Here is a 22,094-nt window from a genome sequence, read left to right on the forward strand (position 1 = left end):
GGCGAGCGTACGTCTTCGTGCGGGCTCGAACCCCGTCCGGGTCAGGGCCGTTCGAGCAGGTCCAGGGCCCTCTCCCAGCCGAACCCGGGGCGGCCGCCGCCCTCCCCCGCCTCCCCGGTGTACGGGTCGCCGAAGCGCACGCCCATGCCGCGCAGCCTGGCCAGGCTCTCCCCGTACGCCGGGTGGGCGGCCAGTGCGTCCGCCACGCACGGCAGGACGGCGACGGGGACACCGAGGCCGCTCGCCTCGCACAGGGTGGCCACGGCGAGGGTGTCGGCCAGGCCGGCGGCCCACTTGTTGACCGTGTTGAAGGTGGCGGGCGCGACCACGACGGCGTCGGGTGCCGGGAAGGGCCGCGGATCGCCGGGCGTGCGCCAGGCCGAGCGGACCGGGCGGCCGGTGCGCGCCTCGACGTCGGCCACGTCGAAGAAGCCGCCCATGGCGACCGGTGTCGCTATGACCCCGGCCTCCCAGCCCCGTTTCAGCGCCGCGTCGATCAGCCCGCCGACGTCCTCGGCCACGCCCGCCGCGCAGACGACGACGTAGAGGAAAGGTCGTGCGGCCCTGCCGCTTCCACCCCGATCGTTCATCCCGGAACCCTACTGGGCGGCCCTCGGGCCGTGGATGCGCCGGTCCTCCTCCTGGATGGGCACGTCGTTGATGCTCGCCTCGCGCCGGGTCATCAGGCCGTGCTCGTCGAACTCCCACAGCTCGTTGCCGTAGGAGCGCCACCACTGGCCGTCCGCGTCCTGGGACTCGTACTGGAAGCGGACGGCGATGCGGTTGCCGTCGAAGGCCCACAGGTCCTTGCGCAGCGCGTACTGCCGCTCGCGCTCCCACTTGGCGGTAAGGAACTCGACGACGGCGGCGCGGCCGGTGAGGAAGACGTCGCGGTTGCGCCAGACCGAGTCCTCGGAGTAGGCGAGGGCGACCTTGTGCGGGTCGCGGGTGTTCCAGGCGTCCTCGGCGGCCCGCACCTTGCGTTCGGCGGTCTCGCGGGTGAACGGCGGCAGGGGCGGCCGGTCGGTCGTCGTCATGGCTGAACCTCCAGGGGCAGCAGTGGAGAACGAGCGTTCTCCACCGGACTGCTACCGTAAGAGAACGCACGTTCTCCGGTCAAGGAAGAGGTCCCCCATGGACAGCGAGGTCGCCCGGGAGCGGGCGCTGGACGCGGCGGAGGGGCTCTTCTACGCGCGGGGTGTGCGGGCGGTGGGCATGGACGAGGTCCGCGGTGCCTCCGGCGTCTCGCTCAAACGCCTCTACCAGCTCTTCCCGGCCAAGGAGCGGCTCGTCGTGGCCTGTCTGGACCGGCGCGACGTGCGCTGGCGGGGGCGGCTGGCCGAGTACGTCGACCGGTACGAGGAACCGGCCGCGCGCGTCCTGGCCGTGTTCGACTGGCTCGGCGTGTGGTTCGCGGAGCCCGGTTTCCGCGGCTGCGCCTGGATCAACACCTACGGCGAACTCGGCCCCGCCTCACCCGCCGTGGCGGAGCGGGTGCGCGCGCACAAGGCGGCGTTCCGCGCCTTCCTCGACACTCTGGCGGCCGGCGCGGGACTGCCCGCCGCGCTGGGCGGGCAGCTGTTCCTGCTGGCGGAGGGCGCCATGGTGACGGCGGGCGTGACGGGCGATGCCGAGCCCGCGCGTCAGGCACGGGAGGCGGCACGGGTACTGCTGGGCGCGGCCGGGGTCAGCCCACCCGCTCCGAGACGGTGATCGCGCCGACGGGGCAGGCGCGGGCCGCCTCCCGGACCAGCGCGCTGCCGCCGCCGTCCTCCCGGCCGGGGCGCAGGGTGCTGTAGCCGTCGTCGTCCTGGGTGAAGACGTCGGGGGCGGTCAGGGCGCACTGGCCCGCGCCGATGCAGGTGTCCTTGTCGATGCCGATCCGCATGTACGGACCCTCCTACCAGGTCACGGGGAGTTCCAGCATCCCCTGGATCGTGTCGCCGGGTTTGAAGGGGATCTCGTCGGCCGGGGCGGCCAGGCGCAGCGTGGGCAGCCGGTCGAAGAGGGTGTGCAGGGCGATCTCCAGTTCGGCGCGGGCCAGGTTCTGGCCGAGGCACTGGTGGATGCCGAAGCCGAAGGCGACGTGGTGGCGGGCGGGGCGGTGCCAGTCGAGGGCGTCCGGGTCGGGGTAGACGGACTCGTCCCGGTTGATGACGGAGGTCGAGAAGACGACCCCGTCACCGGCCCGGATGGTCTGCCCGTCCACCTCGATGTCCTCGGTGGCCATCCGCAGCAGCCCGTCGGCGATCGACAGGACGCGCATCAGCTCCTCCACGGCGCCGGGCAGCAGGGCGGGATCCGCGCGCAGTTCGGCCAGCGCCCCGGGGTTGGTCAGGAGGGTGTAGGTGCCCAGCGAGATCATGTTGGCGGTCGTCTCGTGCCCCGCGACCAGCAGGATCACCGCGAACGCGACCAGCTGTTCCCGGTCGATACCGCCCTCGTCCCGTTGCCGCCGGACCAGGTCGTCCAGGAGGCCGTCGCCGGGGGCCGTCCGCTTGCGGTCGACCAACTCGCCCAGGTACTCCTCCAGTCGGTCGCGGGCGTCCATGGTGTCGGCGGGCAGGGGGCCGCGCAGCAGCCGGCGGGACTGTTCCTCGAAGAAGTCGTGGTCGGCGTAGGGGACTCCGAGCAGCGCGCAGATCACCATCGAGGGCACGGGCAGCGCGAAGGCGGTCACCAGGTCGGCGGCCGGGCCCTGCGCGATCATCGCGTCGAGCCGTTCGTCGACGATCCGCCGGATGTGCGGGCGCAGCGCGGCGGCACGCCTGAGGGTGAACTCCGGCAGCACCATCCTGCGCTGGGTGCGGTGTTCGGGGTCGTCGACGCCGAGCAGGGCGGTCCTGCGTCCGCGTACGGCGGCCAGGCGCGCCGAGGTGGCGGGGAAGCCGTCACGGGTGCGGTCGGTCGACAGGCGCTGGTCGGCCAGCAGCCGGCGGGCGGCGGCGTGTCCGGTCACCAGCCACGCCGGGCGCCCGTCGAAGAGCGTGATCCGGGCCAGTGGACGGGCTGTGCGCAGCGGGTCGTAGGCGGCGGGCGGCTGGTAGGGACAGGTCCGGTCCTGCGGGAAGGCGACGGCGGCTGCCGGGTGGGTGTGCGACGTCGCGTCGGTGTTCGTCGTCGTGTCGGTGTCCGTCATGGAAGACCTCGCAGACGAGGAGTGCGTCGGATCGATCTTCATTAGATGCCTGGGGCACCTATGGGGCGACGGCAAGTTCGGCCAGATCGGTGGCGGGGGCAGACTGGCCGGGGAACACCGCTCCAGCGGTGGTAGGACCCTTCCGTGCCGGTCTCCGCCGCGACGCGCGTGGCGTGATCGCGGCCTCCCGCGGCCCGGATCGCGCCCCGTGACTGGCCGAGCGGCACGGGGTTCCGGGGCGCGGGATGCGGTAAGGATGGGAACGCGCCGGTCCGCCGGCCTCACGTCACGACGAACACGGACGGATGCACATGCCTCTTGACGGCGAGTACGAACCCAGCCCGACGCAGTGGGTGCGCGAACAGGTCGAGCTGTACGAGAGCTCGGGCGGCACCAAGGGCACGACCCTGAGGGACACCGGTCTGCCGGTGATCGTGCTGACCACCCGGGGCGCGCGGAGCGGCAAGGTGCGCAAGACGCCGCTGATGCGCGTCGAGCACGAGGGCCGTTACGCCGCGGTCGCCTCCCTGGGCGGGGCCCCCAAGCACCCGGTCTGGTACTTCAACGTCACCTCCGACCCCCGGGTGGAGCTCCAGGACGGTCCGGTGCGGCGGGACATGACGGCCCGTGAGGTCACCGGCGCGGAGAAGGCCGAGTGGTGGGAGCGCGCGGTCGCGGCCTTTCCGCCGTACGCCGACTACCAGGAGAAGACGGACCGGGAGATTCCCCTCTTCGTCCTGGAGCCGGCCGACGCGGGCTGAACCCGGTCCGCCGAAGTTCCCCGGATCGGTGTGCATGGACCGGCGACCGCCGGGAAAGTGTCGTTCAGGCCCCGCCGCGTTCCCCCGTCGCGGCGGGGCTTTCCGCCGCCTCCCGCGCGGGCCGGTCCGTGACGTCGAGGAAGACCTGCCGCGCCTCGGGGACGGTGCGCCGGATCGACCCCTTGATGCGCATCGCCACCTCCTCCACCCGTTCACTGTCCAGGCCCGGCACGAGATCGACGCGGGCGGCCACCAGGGCGGAGTCGAGGCCGGTCTTCATGGTGAACAGCGCCTCGACGCTGTCGATCTCCGGCTGGGCCCGCAGCAGCGCCCGGATCCGGCCGCTGGCCTCGGGGTCGGCGGCCTCGCCGATCAGCTGGTCGCGGGCCTCGCGGCCCAGCCGGTAGGCCACGTAGACGAGCAGTGCGCCGATGGCGAGCGAGGCGCAGGCCTCCCACACCACCTGCCCGGTGGCCATGTGCAGCGCCATGCCGGTCATGGCGAGGCTGACACCGAGCACCGCGGTGCCGTCCTCCGCCACGACCGTGCGCAACGCCGGGTCCCGCATCCCGTCGCTGAGCCCGCCCTGGCCCCGTACCTGGTGCAGGGCCCGGAGGAGGGAGCCGCCCTCCGCCAGCAGGGCGATGCCGAGCACGACCAGACCCGCCACGTAGCCGCTGAGGCTCTCGTCCGCTCCGTTGCGCAGGGCCTCGACGCCTTGGAAGAAGGAGAAGCAGCCGCCCATGACGAAGATGCCGACGGCCGCGAGGAGCGACCAGAAGAAGCGCTCCTTCCCGTAGCCGAAGGGATGCTTCCGGTCGGCGGGCCGGCGGCTGCGGCGCAGGGCGGCGAGGAGGAAGATCTCGTTCATGCTGTCCGCGACCGAGTGTGCCGCCTCCGACAGCAGTGCGGGCGATCCCGCGATGAACCCGCCCACGGCCTTGGCGACGGCGATCACCAGGTTGGCCGCCAGTGCGACCAGTACGGTGACGCGCGTCCTGCGGTCGGCCTTCCGGCCCGGCTTCTCTTTCCCGTCCGTCCCACTCACGAAGCCCCGACTGCCCCGGCCGGCGCGACTCACACCCCGCCTTGCGGGTGGCCACCAGTGCCGACGGGCGAAAACGGGGAACGCCTGTACAGGGACACCCGGACAACGGACGGGCAGCGGACAGACAGACAGCGGACATCGGAAGGGCAGGGCCATGAGCGGTGACGGCGGGACCCCGGGAAACAGCGGCTACGGGAAGAAGGCGTTCAAACGGTCCCGGAGCCACTTCGCGGACCGGATCACGGCGGACGGCCGGGACGGCTGGCCGGTGGAGGCCGGGCGCTACCGGCTGGTGGTGAGCCGCGCCTGTCCGTGGGCGAGCCGGGCCCTGGTCTCCCGGCGGCTGCTCGGTCTGGAGGACGCCCTGTCCCTCGCGGTCGCCGACCCGGTACAGGACGACCGCAGCTGGCGGTTCACGCTCGACCCGGACGGCCGGGACCCCGTCCTCGGCATCCGCTACCTCAGCGAGGCCTACGACCGGCGCGAGACCGGCTATCCGGGCGGGGTGAGCGTGCCCGCGGTCGTGGACGTGCCGAGCGGGGCGCTGGTCACCAACGACTACCAGCAGATCACCCTCGACCTCGCGACCGAGTGGACCGCCCTGCACCGGCCGGGTGCGCCGGACCTGTACCCGCGGGCCCTGCGCGACGAGATCGACGAGGTGATGGCGGGGGTCTACGAGGACGTCAACAACGGCGTGTACCGGGCGGGCTTCGCCACCGGCCAGGAGGAGTACGAGGCCGCGTGCGCGGGGGTGTTCCGCCGGCTGGAGCAGCTGGCGCCCCGGCTGGAACGGCGGCGCTACCTGGTCGGTGACACCATCACGGAGGCGGACATCCGGCTGTTCACGACGCTGGTCCGCTTCGACGCGGTCTACCACGGCCACTTCAAGTGCAACCGCTGGAAGCTGACCGAGAACCCGGTGCTGTGGGGGTATGTCCGCGACCTGTTCCAGACGCCCGGATTCGGGGACACCGTCGACTTCGACCACATCAAACGCCACTACTACCAGGTGCACACCGGCATCAACCCGACCGGCATCGTCCCGCTGGGCCCGGACCTGACCGGCTGGCTCACGCCGCACCACCGGCAGGAGCTGGGCGGCCGTCCGTTCGGCGACGGCACCCCGCCCGGACCGGTCCGGACCGACGAGGAGGTACCGGTACGGGGCAGGCCCTGATCCCTGGGGCACACAGAGGCACACCACCGTTCAGTACGCACGAGGCCAAGGAGATTCCCATGGCGAAGACGGCGAAGAAAAAGAAGAAGAAGCTCCCCCTCGCCTACAAGCCCGTCGGGTTCGCGCTCGGCTGGCTCGGCGGCACGCTGGCCGGGATGACGTTCCAGAAGACCTGGAAGATGATCCGGCACGAGGACGACGCGCCCGACGCCCTGGACCCGGACCGCGGCTGGGGCGAGATCCTGCTGGCCGCGGCGATCCAGGGCGCCATCTTCGCCGCGGTGCGCAGCGCCGTGGACCGCACGGGCGCCAAGGTCATCCAGCGCTCCACCGGCAGTTGGCCGGTCCCCGACAAGGGCGGCCGGGACTGACGCCCGTGGACGGGTCCGACAGGCCCTAGCCCTGTTTCGGTGCCGTCGGCGCGAGGGCGTGGCGGAGGGTGAAGGAGTGCCCTGCCGGGTCGGAGAAGCCGCGCTCCTCGTGCACGCCGGCCGGGTCCTTCGCCTCCACCGGACGCCCGCCGAGCCCCACGATCACGCGTTCGGCCTCGTCCAGGTCCGCCACCACGAAGTCCAGGTGGACCTGGAGGGAGTTCTCCGGGCGCGGCCAGCTCGGCGGGGTGGCGTTCACGTCCCGCCGGAAGGCCATGCGGAAGCCGCGGGGGCCCTCGATCTCGATGCGGTTGGCGCTCACTTCGCTCTCCTCCGCGCCCAGCAGCCCCTTGTAGAACTCGGCGAGCCGCTCGGGTTCGGCGCAGTCGAGCACCACGACGCCCGCGTTGACCAGTGCCATGTCTCCTCCGAAGGATTCCGGGCGTGGGGCGTCGTGCCCCGGTGCCCCCTGCCTTGCGCATATCCCGGCCCGGCCGGATCAGTCGCGGGCCGCCCCGGCGGTCCGGGCGTCGGCGCACGCCGGCTCCCTGGGTGCCGGACCGCGCGGGGAATGGCACGATCACGTCGGAGGTTGCAGACCGTGTCCGCCGTCCCCTCCCGGAGTTGCGAGGTCCCGATGAACACCATGCGCGCCATCAGCCAGGACGTACTCGGAGGTCCCGAGGTCCTCAAGGAGGTAAGGCTCGAGCGCCCCGAGCCGCGCCCGAACGAGGTGCTGGTCCGGGTGCGTGCCGCCGGGGTCAACCCGACCGACTGGAAGCACCGGGCGACCGGCGGCTTCCTCGGCGAGCCGCCGTTCGTCCTCGGGTGGGACGTGTCGGGCGTGGTGGAGTCGGTGGGGATCGGCGTCGCCGCGTTCCGGCCGGGCGACGAGGTCTTCGGCATGCTGTCCTACCCGTTCGGCCACGGTTCCCACGCGGAGTACGTCACCGCTCCGGCGCGTGCCTTCACCCACAAGCCGGCCGGGATCGACCACGTCCAGGCCGGCGCGCTCCCCCTGGTGTCGCTGACGGCGTGGCACGCCCTGGTGGAGCGCGCGGACGTGCGGCCGGGGCAACGGGTGCTCGTCCATGCGGCGGCGGGCGGTGTGGGCCATGTGGCGGTGCAGATCGCCAAGGCCCGGGGCGCGCATGTGATCGGTACCGCCAGCGCGGGCAAGCACGAGTTCCTGCGCTCGCTCGGGGCGGACGAGACCGTGGACTACCGGGAGACGGACTTCGCCGAGGCCGTGAAGGACGTCGACGTCGTTCTGGACACGATCGGCGGCGACACGTCGCTGCGGTCCCTGCGGGTGCTGCGTCCGGGCGGGGTCGTGGTGTCGATCCTGCCGGTCGGCTCGGACGAGTTCTACGAGGAGGCCGAGCGGCTGGGCGTACGGGCGGTGCGGATGCTGGTGGACGCCGACCGGGCCGGCATGGAGGAGGTCGCCCGCCTGGTCGAGTCGGGGAAGTTGCGGGCCACGGTCGCGGGGACGTTCCCGCTCGCGGAGGCGGCGCGGGCGCACGCGCAGGGCGAGACCGGTCGCACGACGGGCAAGCTGGTCCTCGTGGTCGACTGACGGTCCGGCCCGTCGGCCCGCCGACCCACGGCCCGCCGGCCGCGTGGGTGTGGGCCTGGGCGTGAGACTTCGATGACATATGTCAATCGAACATGCTCAAACTCGCTCGATCGAGGTAACTTTCCGAGCGGACTGGGTAGTTGAGCCCCGGGAGCAGGCCGGAACGGGCTGCGACAGGCTGGAGGCAAGGTTCGTGCGGCAGGAATCGGCGTCGCCCACCCGGCACCTTCGTGTGCGCCACCACCGGGGGCACACGGTGCTGGAGTTCCGGGGCGAGATCGACATCGCCTCGGCGGCGGAGATCGGCCCCCACCTGGACCGGGAGACACGGCGGCCCGGCGCCCGGGTGGTCCTGGACCTCGGCGGCGTCGAGTTCTTCGACTGCTCCGGGCTGCGCCTGCTGTACCGGGCCCGCAGCCAGGTACTCGAACAGGGCGGGCAGGTGCACCTGGTGTGCGCCCACCCGCTGACCCTGCGCATGCTGCGGATCACCGGTTTGGGGCGGCTGCTGCCACCGCGCCCGACCCTGGAGGAGGCCCTCGGCGTCAGCCGGCCGGGCGGGCGTCGAACAGGGCGCTGACCGACTCGCCGTTGTGGATGCGGCGCACCGCCTCGGCGAGCGCCGGGGCGATGGACAGGATCCGCAGCTTGTCCGTGTGGTCGTCCACCGGCACCGGCACGGTGTTGGTGCACACGATCTCCAGCACGTCCGGCTGTTCGCTGAGCCGGCCGAGCGCACCGGCCGCGAACAGGCCGTGCGTGCAGGCGACGCGGACGGTGCGCGGGCCCGCCTCCCGCAGCCGGTCGAGGAGTTCCAGCACCGTGCTGCCCTTGGCGATCTCGTCGTCGAGGACGATGACGTCCCGTCCCGCGACGTCCCCGATCACCGAGCTGATGCTGACCCGGTCGTCGGCGTACCGCTGTTTCGCCCCGGCCGCCACCTGGGCGCCGAGCATCCGGGCGAACGCGGCGGCCTCCTTGGCGTTGCCCAGGTCCGGCGAGACGACGGTGGTGCGGGAGAGGTCGTACTGCCGGAAGTGCGCGGCGAGTTCCCGCAGCGCGTGCAGGTGGTCGACCGGGACGGAGAAGAAGCCGTGCACCTGGGGCGAGTGCAGGGTCATGGCGAGGACCCGGCTCGCTCCCGCGGCCACCAGCAGGTCGGCCACCAGGCGCCCGCCCAGCGAGATGCGCGGGGCGTCCTTCTTGTCGGAGCGGGCGTAGGAGTAGTGCGGCATGACCACCGTGATGCGGCCGGCCGACGCCCCGCGGGCCGCATCACACATCATCAGCAGCTCGACGAGGTGTTCCTGGACCGGTGTGACCAGCGGCTGGACGAGGAAGACGTCCCGCTCGCGGCAGTTTGCCATGAGCTGCACCTCGAGGCAGTCGTTGGCGAACCGGCTGACCCGGGTGGGGCTGAGCGGCACGCCCAGCTGGGCGCAGACCTCCTCGGCCAGGTCGGGGTGGGCACTACCGCTGAACACGGCGATGTCTCGCACGGACCGCTCCTCGCGTGATCCTGTCCGGCCGGGGTCCCCAGCTTACGGAAATCCTGTTGCCACGCCCCAGGGGGTACCCGCGATGATGGCGCCGTCCGTACTCCCCCAGAACAGGATCCCTCGCATGCGCCGACTCCTCGGAAACCCCCAGTGCCCCTTCCGGCCCACGGCTTTCGAGGACTCCCACACGCATGCGCACCCTGAACATCGGCATCCTGGCCCACGTCGACGCCGGTAAGACCAGCCTGACCGAACGGCTCCTGTTCGACCACGGTGCCGTCGACCGGCTCGGCGGCGTCGACACCGGCGACACCGTTACCGACGACGGCGACATCGAGCGCCGCCGCGGCATCACCGTCCGCTCCGCCGTCGCCGCCTTCACGGTCGGTGACACGCGGGTCAACCTGATCGACACCCCGGGACACTCCGACTTCGTCGCGGAGGTCGAGCGGGCCCTGGAGGTGCTCGACGGCGCGGTGCTGCTGCTGTCCGCCGTCGAGGGCGTCCAGGCGCGGACCCGCGTCCTCATGCGCACCCTGCGCCGGCTGCGGCTGCCCACCCTCGTGTTCGTCAACAAGATCGACCGGTCCGGCGCACGCACCGACGGACTGCTCGACGACGTCCGGCGCCTGCTGACGCCGCACGTCGCACCGCTGACCGGGGTGACGGACGCGGGCACCAAGGGCGCCCTGGTCGTGCGCCGCCCGCCCGGCAAAGGGACCGCGGAGGCGCTCGCCGAGGTCGACCCGGGCATCCTGGCCGCGCTGGTGGACGGCCCCGAGCCGACCGCGGGGCAACTGGCCGCCGCCCTCGCCGCGCGTACCGCCGACGGCTCCTTCCACCCGCTGTTCCACGGCTCCGCGCTCGGCGGGCAGGGCGTCGCGGAGCTGGTCGAGGGCCTGGTCGCACTGGTCCCGGCCGCCGCGCCGGGCACGGCCGGGGTCACGGAACCGCGCGGGACGGTCTTCGCCGTGCGCCCCGGCCCCACCGGCGAGCGCACGGCCTACCTGAGGCTGTACGACGGTGAGGTGCGTCCGCGCCGGCGGCTGACCTTCCTGCGGCGCGAGTCCGACGGGCGGCGCACCGAGGTCTCCGGCCGGGTGACCCGCCTCGACGTGGTCGGCGGGGACGCCACGCTCACCGCCGGGGACATCGCCGCGCTGACGGTGCCGGGGGGACTGCGCGTCGGCGACCGGCTCGGCGAGCCGGCCGACCGCGCACCGCAGTTCGCGCCGCCGACCCTGCACACGCTGGTCCGGGCGGTGCGTCCGGAGCAGGCGGCTCCGCTGCGCTCCGCCCTGCTGGCGCTGGCCGATGAGGATCCGCTGCTGCACGCCCGCCCGGCGGCGTCCGGCGCCACCGCGCTGCTCCTGTACGGCGAGGTCCAGATGGAGGTGCTGGCGGCGACGCTGGCCGAGGAGTTCGGCATCGAGGCGGAGTTCACGCCGGGCCGCGTCCGGTTCCTGGAGCGCCCGGCCGGCACCGGCGAGGCCGCGGAGGAGATGCCGTGGCTCGACCGCACCCGCTACTGGGCGACGGTCGGGCTGCGCGTGGAGCCGGGTCCGTACGGTTCGGGCGGGGTCTTCGGGTACGAGACGGAACTCGGCGCGCTGCCCCGCGCCTTCCACCAGGCGGTCGAGGAGACCGTCCACGCCACCCTGCTGGCCGGGCTCACCGGCGCCGCGGTCACCGACTACCGGGTGACGCTGGTGCGTTCCGGTTTCAGCTCCGTACTGAGCACCGCAGCCGACTTCCGCGGACTGACCCCGATCGTGCTGCGCCGCGCCCTCGCCCGGGCCGGGACCGTGCTGTACGAGCCGTACCTCGCCTTCGAGGCGGAGGTCCCGCCGGACGCGCTGGCGGCCGTGACGGCCCTGCTGGCGTCGCTGGGCGCGGACTTCACCGGCACGACGGGCGGCGACCCGGCGTGGACCGTCACCGGCGAGCTGCCCGCCCGGCGGGCGCGGGAGGCCGGGCTGCGGCTGCCGGGGCTCACACGCGGGGAGGCCGTCTGGTCCTCGCGCCCGTCCGCGGACCGTCCGCTGAAACCGGGGCGCTGAGCCGCCGCCGTACGCCCCGTGCACCCCCTTCTCCGTGTGCCGCGCTTCAACTGCTCGGTCTGGCAACAGAGATGGGGGGCATCCGGGTCAGTAGGAAGGAGGGCCGTCGCCATGACGACTCCCGTCAAGAAGCCCACCGGTTCCGTCCAGCGGCCCGCGTGGCGCATGCCCGGCTGGGCCAAGGCGCTGACCGTGCTGACCGTGGTGCTCGTCGTGCTGTTCGCGGGGCTGCGGCTGAGTGTCCTGCCGGGGCTGAAGGACCTGTTCGGCTCCGAGACGCGGGACCGTTCGGGTCCCGCGCTGCTGAAGTCGGTCCAGGACATCAGCCGTTACGACGCCGCGTCCGGCAACTTCCAGGTCGTGGTGGACCTGGAGAAGGACGCCAGGTTCCTGCCCGACGCGATCCGCGGCACCCGCACCCTGTACGTCGGGGCGGGCACCGTCGACGCCTACGTCGACCTCGGGAAGGTGGGCGAGGGCGACGTGACGGTCGACGAGGGGCGGACGTCGGCGACGCTGCGGCTGCCGCACGCCGCGCTGGGCGCGCCGGCCCTCGACCCGGACCGCTCCTACGCGGTCTCCAAGCAGCGCGGGCTGCTCGACCGGCTCGGGGACCTGTTCTCGGACAATCCGAACGGCGAGCAGGCGGTGCAGAAGCTCGCGGCCCGGCACATCGGTGAGGCCGCGAAGGACAGTGAGCTGAAGGCGCGTGCCGAGAGCAACACCACCGCCATGCTCCGGGGGCTGCTGACCTCCCTCGGTTTCGAGCGGGTGCGGGTGACGTACGGGACGTGATCCGGGCCGGCGGGCACCGTCCGGCTCACCCGGACAGGACGGCCGGGAGGGCCAGCACCCCCAGCACGGTGGTGCCGACCAGCAGCCACGCCACGTAGTCGCCGATGTGCCCGGACTGCAACCGCCGCAGCGCCGGCGCCCGGTCCGGTGCCACGAGCAGCCCGGGCCGGACGACGGCGACGGCGGCCAGGGCCACGGCCAGGACGCTGGACAGCAGCCCCAGGCCGACACCCAGGGGCGTCCAGTGCACGGAGGTGTGGACCAGCCCGGCGGTGGTGGCCCCGCTCACGGCGCGGGCCACCGCGTCGCCGAAGCCGGGGACGGTGCCGGCGGCGAGGGCCCCGGCCAGCAGGAGGGCGGGGACCGCCGTCATGGTGTCGGGCACCCGGCCGAGTCGCCGCGTGGTCTCGGGTTCCTCCCCGGAGCCCGTCGTCTCGTCCGGATCGGCGGTGCCCTCTCCCCCGGCGTCCCGCGGTGCCGGGCCGAGCCCCCAGAACACCCGTGCCGCGACCCGCAGGACGGCGGCCGCGGTCACGGCGCTCGCCAGGACGTAGAGCACGGCGAGCGGGCCGCCCACCGCCTCCTCGGCGACGGACTTGCCGAGCGCCGTGCCGAACGGCGGCAGTCCGGCCAGGCCCAGCCCGCCGGCGACGACCATCACGGCGACGCCGCGCAGCGGGCCCGCGCGGCCGTGCAGGACGTGTTCGTCGACGCTGCCGTAGCGGTCGAGGAGGATCCCCGCGCAGGCGAACAGGGCGGCCTTCACTCCGGCGTGCCCGACGACGTACAGCGCGACTCCGTCGTCGCCCTCGGGCGTGAGGGTGCCGATGCCGAGCAGGAACAGGCCGGTGTGCGCGATCGTGGAGTACGCCAGGAGCCGTTTGATGTGCCGCTGGTGCCAGCACATCACCGCGCCGAGCACCGCCGTCAGCGCGCCCAGCACCGTCAGGACCCGCTCCGCGTCGGCGGCGGGCAGTCCGCCGGGTCCGGAGAACACCGTGTCGTAGACGCGCCAGACGCCGAAGACGCCCAGCTCGACCATGACGCCGGACAGCAGCATGCACACCGGGGTGGGGGCGACCGCGTGCGCGTCGGGCAGCCAGAACTGGAACGGAACGGCCGCCGCCTTGACCAGCAGCCCGGTCAGGACGAGCACGAAGCCGGCCAGCACCAGCGCGTCGGGCGGCCCCTGGGCGTCGAGCGCGTCGCCGATCCGGGTCAGGGCCAGTTCACCGGTGCGGGCGTAGAGCAGGGCGATGCCCATGAGCAGGGCGTAGGCGCCCAGGGAGTTGACGACGGCGAAGGCCAGCGCACCCTGCACGGCCCTGGCCTCCTCGACCCGGTGACCGGTCAGGGCGTAGGCGACGACGCTCATCAGCTCGAACCAGACGAACGCGTTGAACAGGTCTCCCGCGATCACGAAGCCGCACATGCCGGCCTGGAAGACCAGCACCAGCGCCGGGAACGCCCCGGCATGGCCGTGCGGCGGTTCGTCGAAGGAGCGCCAGGAGTAGGCGAGCGCCGCCAGGGTCAGCACGGAGACCAGTGCGGCCATGCCGAGTCCGGGGCCGTCGCCGGTCAGGACGATGCCGACACTGTGCCCGTCCACGGGCTCCCAGCCGCCCGCCCACTCGGTCAGCGGCGGTGAGGAGTGCGTCAGCAGGACGACCGCGAGCGCGGCGGTGCCGACCGCAACGGCGCAGGCCGTGCTCTCCGCGACGAGACGGGCCACGTGCCTGCCCACGGCGGCGAGCAGGGCGGCGCCGAGCAGCGGGACGGCGACGAGGAGGGGCAGCAGGTGGTGCATCAGCCGCGCAGCTCGCTCAGTTCGTCGGGGTCGACCGTGCCGTGCCGCTTGGCGACCTGCACGACCAGGGCCAGCAGGAGGGCGGTGACGGTGGCCCCGACCACGACGTCGGTCAGGGCGAGGGCCTGGACCACGGGGTCGACCACCGGCCGGGAGCCGGGCGTGATGTCGGAGAACACCGGTGCGGTGGCGCCGTCCCGGTAACCTACGGCCAGCAGCAGGACGTAGGTGGCGGCCTGGCACACGGACAGGCAGCCGACGGCGTGGATGAGGTTGCGGCTGGTGGCCAGGCCGTAGCAGCCGGCCAGGAAGACCCAGGCGGCGACCAGGTAGGGCAGCACGTGCGTCACGGCGGTCATGGGGCTCTCACTTCCCGTGCTCGTCGGAGGCGTCGTGGCTGTCGCCGCTCTCGCCCGCGTCCACGATCTCCACCGCCTGGTCCAGGAACCCGGCGAGCAGGACGACGACCGCGCAGGCGACCTCCATGCCGATCGCGGCGTTCAGCAGCGGGACGGTGCCGCCGGAGGCGAGGGTGTTGAACGTGCCGTACGGGAGCAGCGTGTTGGCGAGGAAGGCGGACCCCGCGAGCAGCGCGGCGAGGCCGGTGACGAGGTAGGCGGAGGCGGCGAGCGCGTCGCCCGCCTCGTAGGGGGCGACGGGCCGCACGCGTTCGAGGGCGCGGTAGTCGGCTCCCAGGTACAGCAGGTGCAGTGCGGTGGCGGCCACGACGCCGCCCTGGAAGCCGCCGCCGGGGCTGACCTGGCCGTGGGCGACGACGTAGAGGCCGGTCAGCAGGGCGACGGGCAGGACGAGCAGGGCGTAGCGGCGCACGGGCCGGGAGACGGCGGCGGGTTCGGGGGCGGCCCGGTGCTCGTCACGGGTCTGGCGCAGCAGGACCACGCTGCCGAGGACCGCCGCGAACAGGATGCTCATCTCGCCGAGCGTGTCGAAGGCCCGCTGGTCGAAGGTGACGGAGGCGACGGTGTTGGCGGTGCGCCGGCTCAGGGACGCCTCGACGGCCCGGTCTCCGTAGGGGTGCCGGTCGCCGCCGAAGCGGGGCAGGTCCAGGCAGGCGGCCACGAGGAGCGCGGCGAGGCCGGCGCCGCCCACGGCCACCAGCCACAGCCGCATGCGTGCACTCACGCGTTGCTCTCCTTCCCGCCGCGCCCCCGCCGTCCGCGCCGCTTGACCTTGCGGACCGTCAGCAGCAGCAACAGGGGCGTCAGCGCGGAGCCCACCGCCAGTTGCGACAGGCCGACGTCGGGCGCCTGGAGCACGGTGAACAGCACGGCGAGGACGACCCCGAGGACGGCCAGGACCAGGGACTGGCGCACGGGGTCGCGAACGGCCACCGCCGCCGTGGCCGACACGGCGACCAGCAGCAGAGCGACGACGATCACGGCGTCAGTCACGACGGCCCTCCTGCATCCCGCCGGCGAGCGCCCGGGAGGCGACCAGGTTGCCGCCGACCAGGAGCGCCCCGATCACCAGCAGTTTGACCAGCGCCCGGCCCGGCCCGGTGGCCACGCCCACCGCGACCACGACCGCCGCGCCGACGGCCGCGGCCGTCCAGGTCGGGACCCGGGCGTGCGGCGGGTCGCCGGCCAGTTCGTCGGCGAGCAGCCGGGCGAAGACGAGTGTGCCCACGGGTCCGAGGACGGCGAGCACCAGGGCGAGGTCGACGTAAGCGGGACGGTCGTAGCCCTGGGAGAGCAGCAGGAGGGCCGGGCAGGCGAGCGCGGTGGACAGGTTCTGGGCGGTGGCACGGCGGCGCAGGGGCCCCGTCGCCACGCCCCACAGGGAGGCACCGACTCCGGCGACGAGGACGACGACGGCGGCGAGGAGCCAGCCGTTCACCGCCCGCTCACCGCCCGCCGCGCGCCGCGCGCCACGAACGCCGTCACGGCCGAGGCGCCCGCGCCCACGGCGAGTTCCAGCGGGTCGACGGTGCTCACGAGGACCAGCCAGAGCGCGGCGAGCGGGACCCACCAGGCGGCCACCTCGGCCCCGGCGAGGAGTGTCCTACGGCCTTTCACACGCCACCTCCGCGGCCCCGCACGGCCGGGCCCGGTGCGCCGTGCCCCGGATGCCCCTTGTGCCGCCCTTGTTGCTTTTCGTTCCGGCTTCGCCGTCATCCAAGCACCGTGCGAGGGGCGGCCGACGGCGGCGCGCGGCGGCTCCACCGGCCAGGGGGTGTCGTTTGGATCAGGCCGGCTCCGGGCGACGGCACCTTGTGGCCGACCCGAGCCCCGCGCCCCCGGCAAGATCCAAACGACACCCCCTGAGCGCCCCGGCCGGGCGAGGGGAAACCGGCGGCGGGACGGCGGGCCCGGGCGGGTGCGGCCGGCCGTACCGTTCGCCGGGCATCCTCGGTGGATCGGCGGGTAACCGCCCTACCACGCGGGGAAGTTGACGACTGGAGGACCGACATGGCTCGTGCCGCCTCAGGGCTGCGGCTGTGGCCGCGCGCCCGCGCCGCCAAGACGCGGGAGACCGACCGTCGCGAGCGGCACGCGCTCGCCCTGCCGTTGCGGCTGCTGGCGACGGCGTGCGCGTTCGTCTTCATGGTGGCGTTCGCGGTGGTGCTGGCGCGGCTGACGCTGCACCCCTCCCCCGCGTCCGAGGCCCTGACGCACACCAACCTGCACCCGGGGCGCTCACTGAAGGCCTATCTGGACCAGCCCGCGCTGCGCGACGCGGTCAAGCAGATCGGCGGGAACATTCTGCTCGGAGTGCCGTTCGGCGTGCTGGTCCCGGTCGTCGCGCCGCGCACGCGCGGGGTGCTGCGCGTCCTGCTGCTGACGGCCGTCGTGATGCTGCTGGTGGAGTTCGCGCAGGGCGCCCTGGTCACCGGGCGGGCCTTCGACGTCGACGACGTCATCCTCAACACCGGTGGTGCGCTGGTCGGTTACCTGCTTCTCGGCCGGCGGATGAGCCGCACGGTGCACGCGCGCGGGGCGCGAACCTGAGTGCGGCGTCCGCCCGACCCAAGCTGGTCCGTACCAAGGTATTGACCGGCCCTTATCTCACTACTTGAATAAAGAGGCGACACACCCCACCCCCCACCTCGGTCGGCGCCCCGCGGGGCGCCGTACGGAAGGGAGAGCCGTGGCCCGCCCACGCCTGCTCCGCAGATGTCTCCTCGCCGCCGCCCTGTCCGCCGGGCTGGCCGCGTCCCTCGTGACCGGCTCCGCCCAGGCGGAACCCGACGCCGCCCGGACCGCCGGGGCCGTCGGCGCCCCGTCCTCCGCGGCCGCCGCCGTGGCCTTCTCCGACACCTTCGACGGCCCGGCCGGCGCCGCCGTCGACTCCTCGAAGTGGCAGATCGAGACCGGCGACAACGTCAACAACCACGAACGGCAGTACTACACCTCGGGCAACAAGAACGCCGCCCTGGACGGGCAGGGCCACCTGGTCATCACCGCCCGCAAGGAGAACCCCGCCAACTACCAGTGCTGGTACGGCACCTGCCAGTACACCTCAGCCCGGCTGAACACCTCGGGGAAGTTCACGGCGCAGTACGGGCACGTCGAGGCGCGGATGAAGGTGCCGCGCGGGCAGGGCATGTGGCCGGCCTTCTGGATGCTGGGCACCCCGGTGAACTGGCCCGACTCCGGCGAGATCGACATCATGGAGAACGTCGGCTTCGAGCCCTCCACCGTGCACGGCACGATCCACGGCCCCGGCTACTCCGGCTCCGGCGGCATCGGCGCCGGCTACACCCTGCCGGGCGGCCAGGCCTTCGCGGACGCCTTCCACACGTTCGCCGTCGACTGGGCGCCGGACTCGATCACGTGGTCGGTGGACGGCAACGTCTACCAGCGGCGCACCCCGGCCGACCTGGGCGGGAAGCAGTGGGTGTTCAACAAGCCGTACTTCCTGATCCTCAACCTGGCGGTCGGCGGCTACTGGCCGGGCGACCCGGACGGCTCCACGGTCTTCCCGCAGACCCTGGTCGTCGACCACGTCTCGGTGACGACGGGCGACTCGCCGGCCGGCGGCGCGATCCGGGGCCTGGCCGGCAAGTGCGTGGACGTCGCCGCGGCGAACACCGCCAACGGCACCCCCGTACAGCTCTACGACTGCAACGGCACCGCGGCCCAGCGGTGGACGGTGGGCTCCGACGGCACCGTCCGGGCGCTCGGCAAGTGCCTGGACGTCAACGCCGGCGGCACGGCGGACGGCACGGTCGTCCAGCTGTGGGACTGCAACGGCAGCGCCGCCCAGCGATGGGTCGTCACCGCCGCGCACGACATCGTCAATCCCCAGGCCGACAAGTGCCTCGACGTCACCGGAAACAACTCGGCCAACGGCACCCGGCTGCAGATCTGGACCTGCACGGGCGCCGCCAACCAGAAGTGGACGGTCGGCTGAGGCTCCGCACGGGCGGGGCGGCCCGGACCCGTCCTAGTGGGCGGTCCAGGTGAACTTGTCCCCGCCCACCCAGCGGACGACCTCCGGGTCGTCCAGGTCGTGGACGGTGATGCCGAAGGCGGCGGCGGCCTCCAGGACGTCGGTGACGGCCCTGGCCTCACCGACCACCTGGCCGTCGATTTCCACGATCCGGAACGGGGGCGGGCCCGGGTGCACCCCGAGGACGAGGATCCGCGGATTGCCGATGTGCGGGCTGTCGATCTCGGTCATGCATCGAGGGTAGGCCGGAACCCGTGGAAGCGAGGACCCGTCCCGGCCCGGCAGGGGCACGGGGCGCCCGGCTCGTGGTGCGGGCCCCGCTGCTCTGGGGAACCCTGGACATGCCGGGTGAGGACCGGTGGGAGGGCCGGTCGAGGCCGGACGAGGAGGTGGCGATGGACCCCGTCGAGGCGCTGGAGCGGATCGCGTTCCTCCTGGAGCGGACCCGGGCGCCGACGTATCGCGTCCGTGCCTTCCGCACCGCGGCGGGCGTGCTCCGCGAGCTGCCGGCCGCCGAGTTGCGCGAGCGGGCCGGCTCGCTGGAGTCGCTCAAGGGTGTCGGCCCCACGACGGCACAGGTGGCGCGCGAGGCGCTGGACGGACAGGTGCCCGGGTACCTCGCGAAGCTGGAGGGCGAGGCGGACACCCCGCTCGCCCGGGGCGGCGAGGAGCTGCGGGAGCTGTTGCGCGGCGACTGCCATCTGCACTCGGACTGGTCCGACGGCGGCAGCCCGATCGAGGAGATGGGCCGGACCGCGGCGGCGCTCGGACACGAGTGGGCGGCCCTGACCGACCACTCGCCGCGGCTGACGGTGGCCCGTGGACTCTCCCCCGCACGGCTGCGCGAGCAGCTGGACGTCCTGGCGGAACTCAACGCGGCCTGGGCGCCCTTCCGGCTGCTGACCGGCATCGAGTGCGACATCCTCGACGACGGCTCGCTCGACCAGGAGCCGGAGCTGCTGGAACGGCTCGACGTGGTGGTGGTGTCGGTCCACTCCAAGCTGCGGATGGACGCCCGCTCGATGACCCGCCGGATGGTCGCCGCCGTCCGCGACCCGCACGCGGACGTGCTCGGCCACTGCACCGGCCGGCTGCTGACCGGGCGGGGGCGGCCCGAGTCGGAGTTCGACGCGGACGAGGTCTTCGCCGCCTGCGCGGAGTCCGGTACGGCCGTGGAGATCAACAGCCGCCCGGAGCGGCTCGACCCGCCGCGGCGGCTGCTGCGCCGGGCGGTGGCGGCCGGCGTGCTGTTCTCGGTCGACACGGACGCGCACGCGCCCGGTCAGCTGGACTGGCAGATCCACGGCTGCGCACGGGCCGAGGAGTGCGGGGTGCCGCCGGAGCGGGTGGTCACCACGTGGTCCCTGGACGAGTTGCTGGCCTGGACCCGCGAGGGCCGGACGCCGTCCGGAGTGGCGGGGCGCTGACGTGGTACCCGCCCGTCGCTCCGCGCTCCACGGACCGGAAGGGGACAGCGCATGGAACGGGCGGCCGTGTTCGACGTCGACGGAACCCTCGTCGACACCAATCACCTGCATGTGACGACCTGGTGGGAGGCGTTCCGGCAGGCCGGTCACCGGGTGCCGATGCACGCGATCCACCGGGCGGTGGGGCTCGCCTCCACCGACCTGATCGCCCATCTGCTGGGCGAGGACCGGGACACGGACCAGGACGCCGGGCTGAGCGCCGCCCACAAGGCCCTCTACGGCCAGTACTTCGACCGGCTGCCCGCCCTGCCGGGCGCCGGTGACCTGCTGCGCCGGCTGGCCGGTGACGGCTGGCAGGTGGTCCTCGCCACCTCGGCGGGCGGCGCGGAGCTGGGCGCGCTGCGGCGGGCGATCGACGCGGACGACGCGATCGGCGCCACCGCCAGTGCCGACGACGTGTCCGCGGGCAAGCCCGCTCCGGAGCCGGTCGAGCACGCCCTGGAACTGGCCGGCGTGCCGGCCGAGCGGTCCGTCTTCGTCGGCGACACCGTGTGGGACATGCGTGCGGGCACCCGGGCCGGGGTGCGCTGCGTGGGCGTGCTGTGCGGCGGTCTGCCCCGGGCCGACCTGGAGGAGGCGGGCGCCCGGGCGGTCTACGCCGACCCGGCCGACCTGCTGGCCTCCCTGCACGGGAGCCCGTTCGCATGAGCCGCGGGCCCGTACCCTCCTGCGCGACGTTCCGCCGCCGGACGTGTCCGCCCGCCGTACGGACGGCCGGCACCGCATGACCGCTGCGTTCCACGGCCTCCGGGAAGCACTCCGGGGAAGGCGGCCGGTGGCCGCGGTGTGGTGGGAAACGCGGGCCGTCGGACGGGCCGTGCGGGCCGCCTGGCGGGGACCGGGGCGGGAACGCGACCTGGTGGTGCAGTCGCTGAAGGCAGCGGGCGCCGCGCTGATCGCCTGGGCCGTGGCGGGGGTGTGGCTGGGCGACCCGATGGCGCTGATGGCGCCGTGGGTGGCGCTCGTCCTCGTGCAGGCCACCGTCTACAGCTCGGTGCGCCAGGCCGGGCAGCAGTTCGCGGCGATCTGCGTGGGGACACTGGTGGCGTCGGCGGCACAGGCCGTCGCCGAGGACACCACGGGGGCGCTGGCACTGTCCCTGCCGCTGCTGATGCTGGTGGCGAACTGGTCCCGCTTCGGCCTCCAGGGCATCTACGCGGCCACCACGGCGGTGTTCGTCCTGGCCTCCGGCACGGCCGTGTCGGCCGCCGCGGTCGGCCACCGGGTGGGGCAGGCGGCGCTCGGCGCGGTCATCGGGGTGGCCGTCAACGCCCTGGTGCTGCCGCCGATCCATCTGAGGGACGTGCGGGAGAACCTCGCGGCGCTGGCGCGGGAGTCGGGCGACCTCCTGTGCGCCGTCGCCGCCGACCTGCGGGAGACCCAGTGGGACACGCAGAGCGCGGCCGGCTGGTCGAGCGATGCCGCGCGGCTCCAGCGGCGGCTCGAGGCCCTGGAGTCGGCCCGGTCCTGGAGCCGGGAGAGCCTGCGGCTCACCTCGCGTCCGCTGCGCAGGCTGCACCGCGCGCCCACCGCCGTCCCGCCGGAGGGCGAGGACCGGCGCTGGAGCCGGGTCACCGAGAACGTCACGGCGCTGACCCGGACACTGGCGGTCGCGGCCGACGAGCAACGGACGCCCGCCCCGCCCGAGGGGCCGGTGCTCGACCTGTACGCCCGCCTGCTGCGGCTCATCGGCGACGCCTGCCACGCCGAGGCGGACCGGATGGTGGGCCGGCCGACCGCCGGCGACACGGAGGCGGCCGCCGAGGAGACGATGGAGGAACTGCACCGGCGGTTGCAGGAGGGGCTGCGGGAGCACGCCGGGCGGGAGGCCGCGCGGACCGCGGTCCTCGGCACCCTGCTGTTGCAGGCGGAGAACCTGTGGGCCGAGATCGTGCCCGAGCCCGGCGAGCCCACCGACCGGTGACGCACATCACCCCAAACCGCGACAGACGGCG

General features: G+C 73.7%; 27 protein-coding genes. 13 read left to right on the forward strand and 14 right to left on the reverse strand.

The features are described from left to right. Nucleotides 1-41: 41 nt before the first annotated feature. On the reverse strand, nt 42-590 hold the full coding sequence (locus OHA99_RS02160) for a flavoprotein (RefSeq protein WP_405693671.1): 549 nt from the start codon (nt 588-590) through the stop codon (nt 42-44). Between the two features lie 9 nt (nt 591-599). Beyond that, complete coding sequence (locus tag OHA99_RS02165; protein ID WP_405693673.1) at nt 600-1,037, reverse strand: nuclear transport factor 2 family protein; 438 nt, start codon at nt 1,035-1,037, stop codon at nt 600-602. A 97-nt stretch (nt 1,038-1,134) separates the two neighbouring features. Between OHA99_RS02165 and OHA99_RS02170 the strand changes: the two genes are divergently transcribed. Continuing rightward, the gene (locus OHA99_RS02170) at nt 1,135-1,713 is read left to right on the forward strand and encodes a TetR/AcrR family transcriptional regulator (protein WP_405693675.1); all 579 of its coding nucleotides are present in this window, start codon (nt 1,135-1,137) and stop codon (nt 1,711-1,713) included. Here OHA99_RS02170 and OHA99_RS02175 read toward each other — a convergent pair. Both OHA99_RS02175 and OHA99_RS02180 read right to left on the reverse strand, forming a co-directional pair. Further along, nucleotides 1,688-1,888 carry a ferredoxin gene (locus OHA99_RS02175; RefSeq protein WP_007389386.1) on the reverse strand — a complete coding sequence of 67 codons (201 nt, stop codon included), beginning with the start codon at nt 1,886-1,888 and terminating at the stop codon, nt 1,688-1,690. The genes OHA99_RS02170 and OHA99_RS02175 overlap by 26 nt on opposite strands. Nucleotides 1,889-1,900: 12 nt before the next feature. After that, a complete protein-coding gene (locus tag OHA99_RS02180) occupies nt 1,901-3,139 on the reverse strand; it encodes a cytochrome P450 (protein ID WP_405693677.1) in 1,239 nt (412 codons plus the stop codon). A 311-nt stretch (nt 3,140-3,450) separates the two neighbouring features. Here OHA99_RS02180 and OHA99_RS02185 point away from each other — a divergent pair, with 311 nt between their 5' ends. After that, nucleotides 3,451-3,900, forward strand: a complete 450-nt coding sequence (locus OHA99_RS02185) for a nitroreductase family deazaflavin-dependent oxidoreductase (protein WP_405693679.1) — start codon at nt 3,451-3,453, stop codon at nt 3,898-3,900. 64 nt (nt 3,901-3,964) lie between these two features. Here the strand turns inward: OHA99_RS02185 and OHA99_RS02190 are convergent, their stop codons facing one another. Next, nucleotides 3,965-4,981 carry a cation diffusion facilitator family transporter gene (locus OHA99_RS02190; protein WP_381498081.1) on the reverse strand — a complete coding sequence of 339 codons (1,017 nt, stop codon included), beginning with the start codon at nt 4,979-4,981 and terminating at the stop codon, nt 3,965-3,967. A 121-nt stretch (nt 4,982-5,102) separates the two neighbouring features. Here OHA99_RS02190 and OHA99_RS02195 point away from each other — a divergent pair, with 121 nt between their 5' ends. Together OHA99_RS02195 and OHA99_RS02200 are read left to right on the forward strand one after the other, a co-directional pair. Then, complete coding sequence (locus OHA99_RS02195) at nt 5,103-6,128, forward strand: glutathione S-transferase family protein (RefSeq protein ID WP_405693681.1); 1,026 nt, start codon at nt 5,103-5,105, stop codon at nt 6,126-6,128. A 59-nt stretch (nt 6,129-6,187) separates the two neighbouring features. Further along, on the forward strand, nt 6,188-6,499 hold the full coding sequence (locus OHA99_RS02200) for a DUF4235 domain-containing protein (RefSeq protein ID WP_153176468.1): 312 nt from the start codon (nt 6,188-6,190) through the stop codon (nt 6,497-6,499). Between the two features lie 25 nt (nt 6,500-6,524). Here OHA99_RS02200 and OHA99_RS02205 read toward each other — a convergent pair whose 3' ends face one another. Continuing rightward, nucleotides 6,525-6,920 (reverse strand): VOC family protein, encoded by a 396-nt coding sequence (locus tag OHA99_RS02205; protein WP_153176469.1) that lies wholly within the window; start codon nt 6,918-6,920, stop codon nt 6,525-6,527. Between the two features lie 216 nt (nt 6,921-7,136). Between OHA99_RS02205 and OHA99_RS02210 the strand changes: the two genes are divergently transcribed. Continuing rightward, nucleotides 7,137-8,078 (forward strand): NADP-dependent oxidoreductase, encoded by a 942-nt coding sequence (locus tag OHA99_RS02210; protein ID WP_153176470.1) that lies wholly within the window; start codon nt 7,137-7,139, stop codon nt 8,076-8,078. 193 nt (nt 8,079-8,271) lie between these two features. Then, the gene (locus OHA99_RS02215) at nt 8,272-8,658 is read left to right on the forward strand and encodes an anti-sigma factor antagonist (RefSeq protein ID WP_164381158.1); all 387 of its coding nucleotides are present in this window, start codon (nt 8,272-8,274) and stop codon (nt 8,656-8,658) included. On the opposite strand, the gene OHA99_RS02220 is transcribed toward OHA99_RS02215, so the two are convergent. Continuing rightward, the gene (locus OHA99_RS02220; protein WP_153176472.1) at nt 8,624-9,577 is read right to left on the reverse strand and encodes a ribose-phosphate pyrophosphokinase; all 954 of its coding nucleotides are present in this window, start codon (nt 9,575-9,577) and stop codon (nt 8,624-8,626) included. The two genes, OHA99_RS02215 and OHA99_RS02220, sit on opposite strands and share 35 nt — an antisense overlap. Before the next feature lie 191 nt (nt 9,578-9,768). Here OHA99_RS02220 and otr(A) point away from each other — a divergent pair, with 191 nt between their 5' ends. Both otr(A) and OHA99_RS02230 read left to right on the forward strand, forming a co-directional pair. Further along, a complete protein-coding gene (gene otr(A), locus OHA99_RS02225) occupies nt 9,769-11,637 on the forward strand; it encodes a tetracycline resistance ribosomal protection protein Otr(A) (RefSeq protein WP_405693685.1) in 1,869 nt (622 codons plus the stop codon). A 111-nt stretch (nt 11,638-11,748) separates the two neighbouring features. Beyond that, the gene (locus OHA99_RS02230; protein ID WP_153176474.1) at nt 11,749-12,432 is read left to right on the forward strand and encodes a DUF4230 domain-containing protein; all 684 of its coding nucleotides are present in this window, start codon (nt 11,749-11,751) and stop codon (nt 12,430-12,432) included. 25 nt (nt 12,433-12,457) lie between these two features. Here the strand turns inward: OHA99_RS02230 and OHA99_RS02235 are convergent, their stop codons facing one another. From OHA99_RS02235 to OHA99_RS02260, 6 genes are read right to left on the reverse strand one after another with little or no spacing between them, the layout of a single operon-like run. After that, nucleotides 12,458-14,239: a complex I subunit 5 family protein gene (locus OHA99_RS02235; protein ID WP_405693687.1), complete on the reverse strand. Its 1,782-nt coding sequence runs from the start codon at nt 14,237-14,239 to the stop codon at nt 12,458-12,460. Beyond that, nucleotides 14,239-14,598, reverse strand: coding sequence for a sodium:proton antiporter (locus OHA99_RS02240; protein WP_153176476.1), 360 nt, complete (start codon nt 14,596-14,598; stop codon nt 14,239-14,241). Before OHA99_RS02240 ends, OHA99_RS02235 begins: the two co-directional genes overlap by 1 nt. A 7-nt stretch (nt 14,599-14,605) precedes the next feature. Further along, nucleotides 14,606-15,382 (reverse strand): MnhB domain-containing protein, encoded by a 777-nt coding sequence (locus OHA99_RS02245; RefSeq protein WP_381498071.1) that lies wholly within the window; start codon nt 15,380-15,382, stop codon nt 14,606-14,608. Continuing rightward, nucleotides 15,379-15,651, reverse strand: coding sequence for a hydrogenase subunit MbhD domain-containing protein (locus OHA99_RS02250; protein WP_405693690.1), 273 nt, complete (start codon nt 15,649-15,651; stop codon nt 15,379-15,381). The genes OHA99_RS02245 and OHA99_RS02250 overlap by 4 nt, the downstream gene beginning before the upstream one ends. Continuing rightward, the gene (locus OHA99_RS02255) at nt 15,644-16,096 is read right to left on the reverse strand and encodes an MrpF/PhaF family protein (protein ID WP_366471543.1); all 453 of its coding nucleotides are present in this window, start codon (nt 16,094-16,096) and stop codon (nt 15,644-15,646) included. The genes OHA99_RS02250 and OHA99_RS02255 overlap by 8 nt, the downstream gene beginning before the upstream one ends. Beyond that, a complete protein-coding gene (locus tag OHA99_RS02260) occupies nt 16,093-16,275 on the reverse strand; it encodes a hypothetical protein (RefSeq protein WP_153176480.1) in 183 nt (60 codons plus the stop codon). The genes OHA99_RS02255 and OHA99_RS02260 overlap by 4 nt, the downstream gene beginning before the upstream one ends. Before the next feature lie 393 nt (nt 16,276-16,668). Between OHA99_RS02260 and OHA99_RS02265 the strand changes: the two genes are divergently transcribed. Continuing rightward, nucleotides 16,669-17,208, forward strand: coding sequence for a VanZ family protein (locus OHA99_RS02265; protein ID WP_153176481.1), 540 nt, complete (start codon nt 16,669-16,671; stop codon nt 17,206-17,208). Between the two features lie 139 nt (nt 17,209-17,347). Then, a complete protein-coding gene (locus OHA99_RS02270; RefSeq protein ID WP_405693692.1) occupies nt 17,348-18,613 on the forward strand; it encodes a ricin-type beta-trefoil lectin domain protein in 1,266 nt (421 codons plus the stop codon). 33 nt (nt 18,614-18,646) lie between these two features. Here OHA99_RS02270 and OHA99_RS02275 read toward each other — a convergent pair whose 3' ends face one another. Further along, on the reverse strand, nt 18,647-18,883 hold the full coding sequence (locus OHA99_RS02275) for a hypothetical protein (RefSeq protein WP_007389380.1): 237 nt from the start codon (nt 18,881-18,883) through the stop codon (nt 18,647-18,649). 164 nt (nt 18,884-19,047) lie between these two features. Between OHA99_RS02275 and OHA99_RS02280 the strand changes: the two genes are divergently transcribed. From OHA99_RS02280 to OHA99_RS02290, 3 genes are all read left to right on the forward strand, one after another. Further along, on the forward strand, nt 19,048-20,079 hold the full coding sequence (locus OHA99_RS02280; protein WP_405698879.1) for a PHP domain-containing protein: 1,032 nt from the start codon (nt 19,048-19,050) through the stop codon (nt 20,077-20,079). A 51-nt stretch (nt 20,080-20,130) separates the two neighbouring features. Further along, nucleotides 20,131-20,787 carry an HAD family hydrolase gene (locus OHA99_RS02285; protein ID WP_153176483.1) on the forward strand — a complete coding sequence of 219 codons (657 nt, stop codon included), beginning with the start codon at nt 20,131-20,133 and terminating at the stop codon, nt 20,785-20,787. 76 nt (nt 20,788-20,863) lie between these two features. After that, nucleotides 20,864-22,063 carry an aromatic acid exporter family protein gene (locus tag OHA99_RS02290; RefSeq protein WP_381498063.1) on the forward strand — a complete coding sequence of 400 codons (1,200 nt, stop codon included), beginning with the start codon at nt 20,864-20,866 and terminating at the stop codon, nt 22,061-22,063. Nucleotides 22,064-22,094: the final 31 nt, after the last annotated feature.

It is taken from the genome of Streptomyces coelicoflavus, assembly GCF_045041415.1.
Taxonomy (GTDB): domain Bacteria; phylum Actinomycetota; class Actinomycetes; order Streptomycetales; family Streptomycetaceae; genus Streptomyces; species Streptomyces coelicoflavus.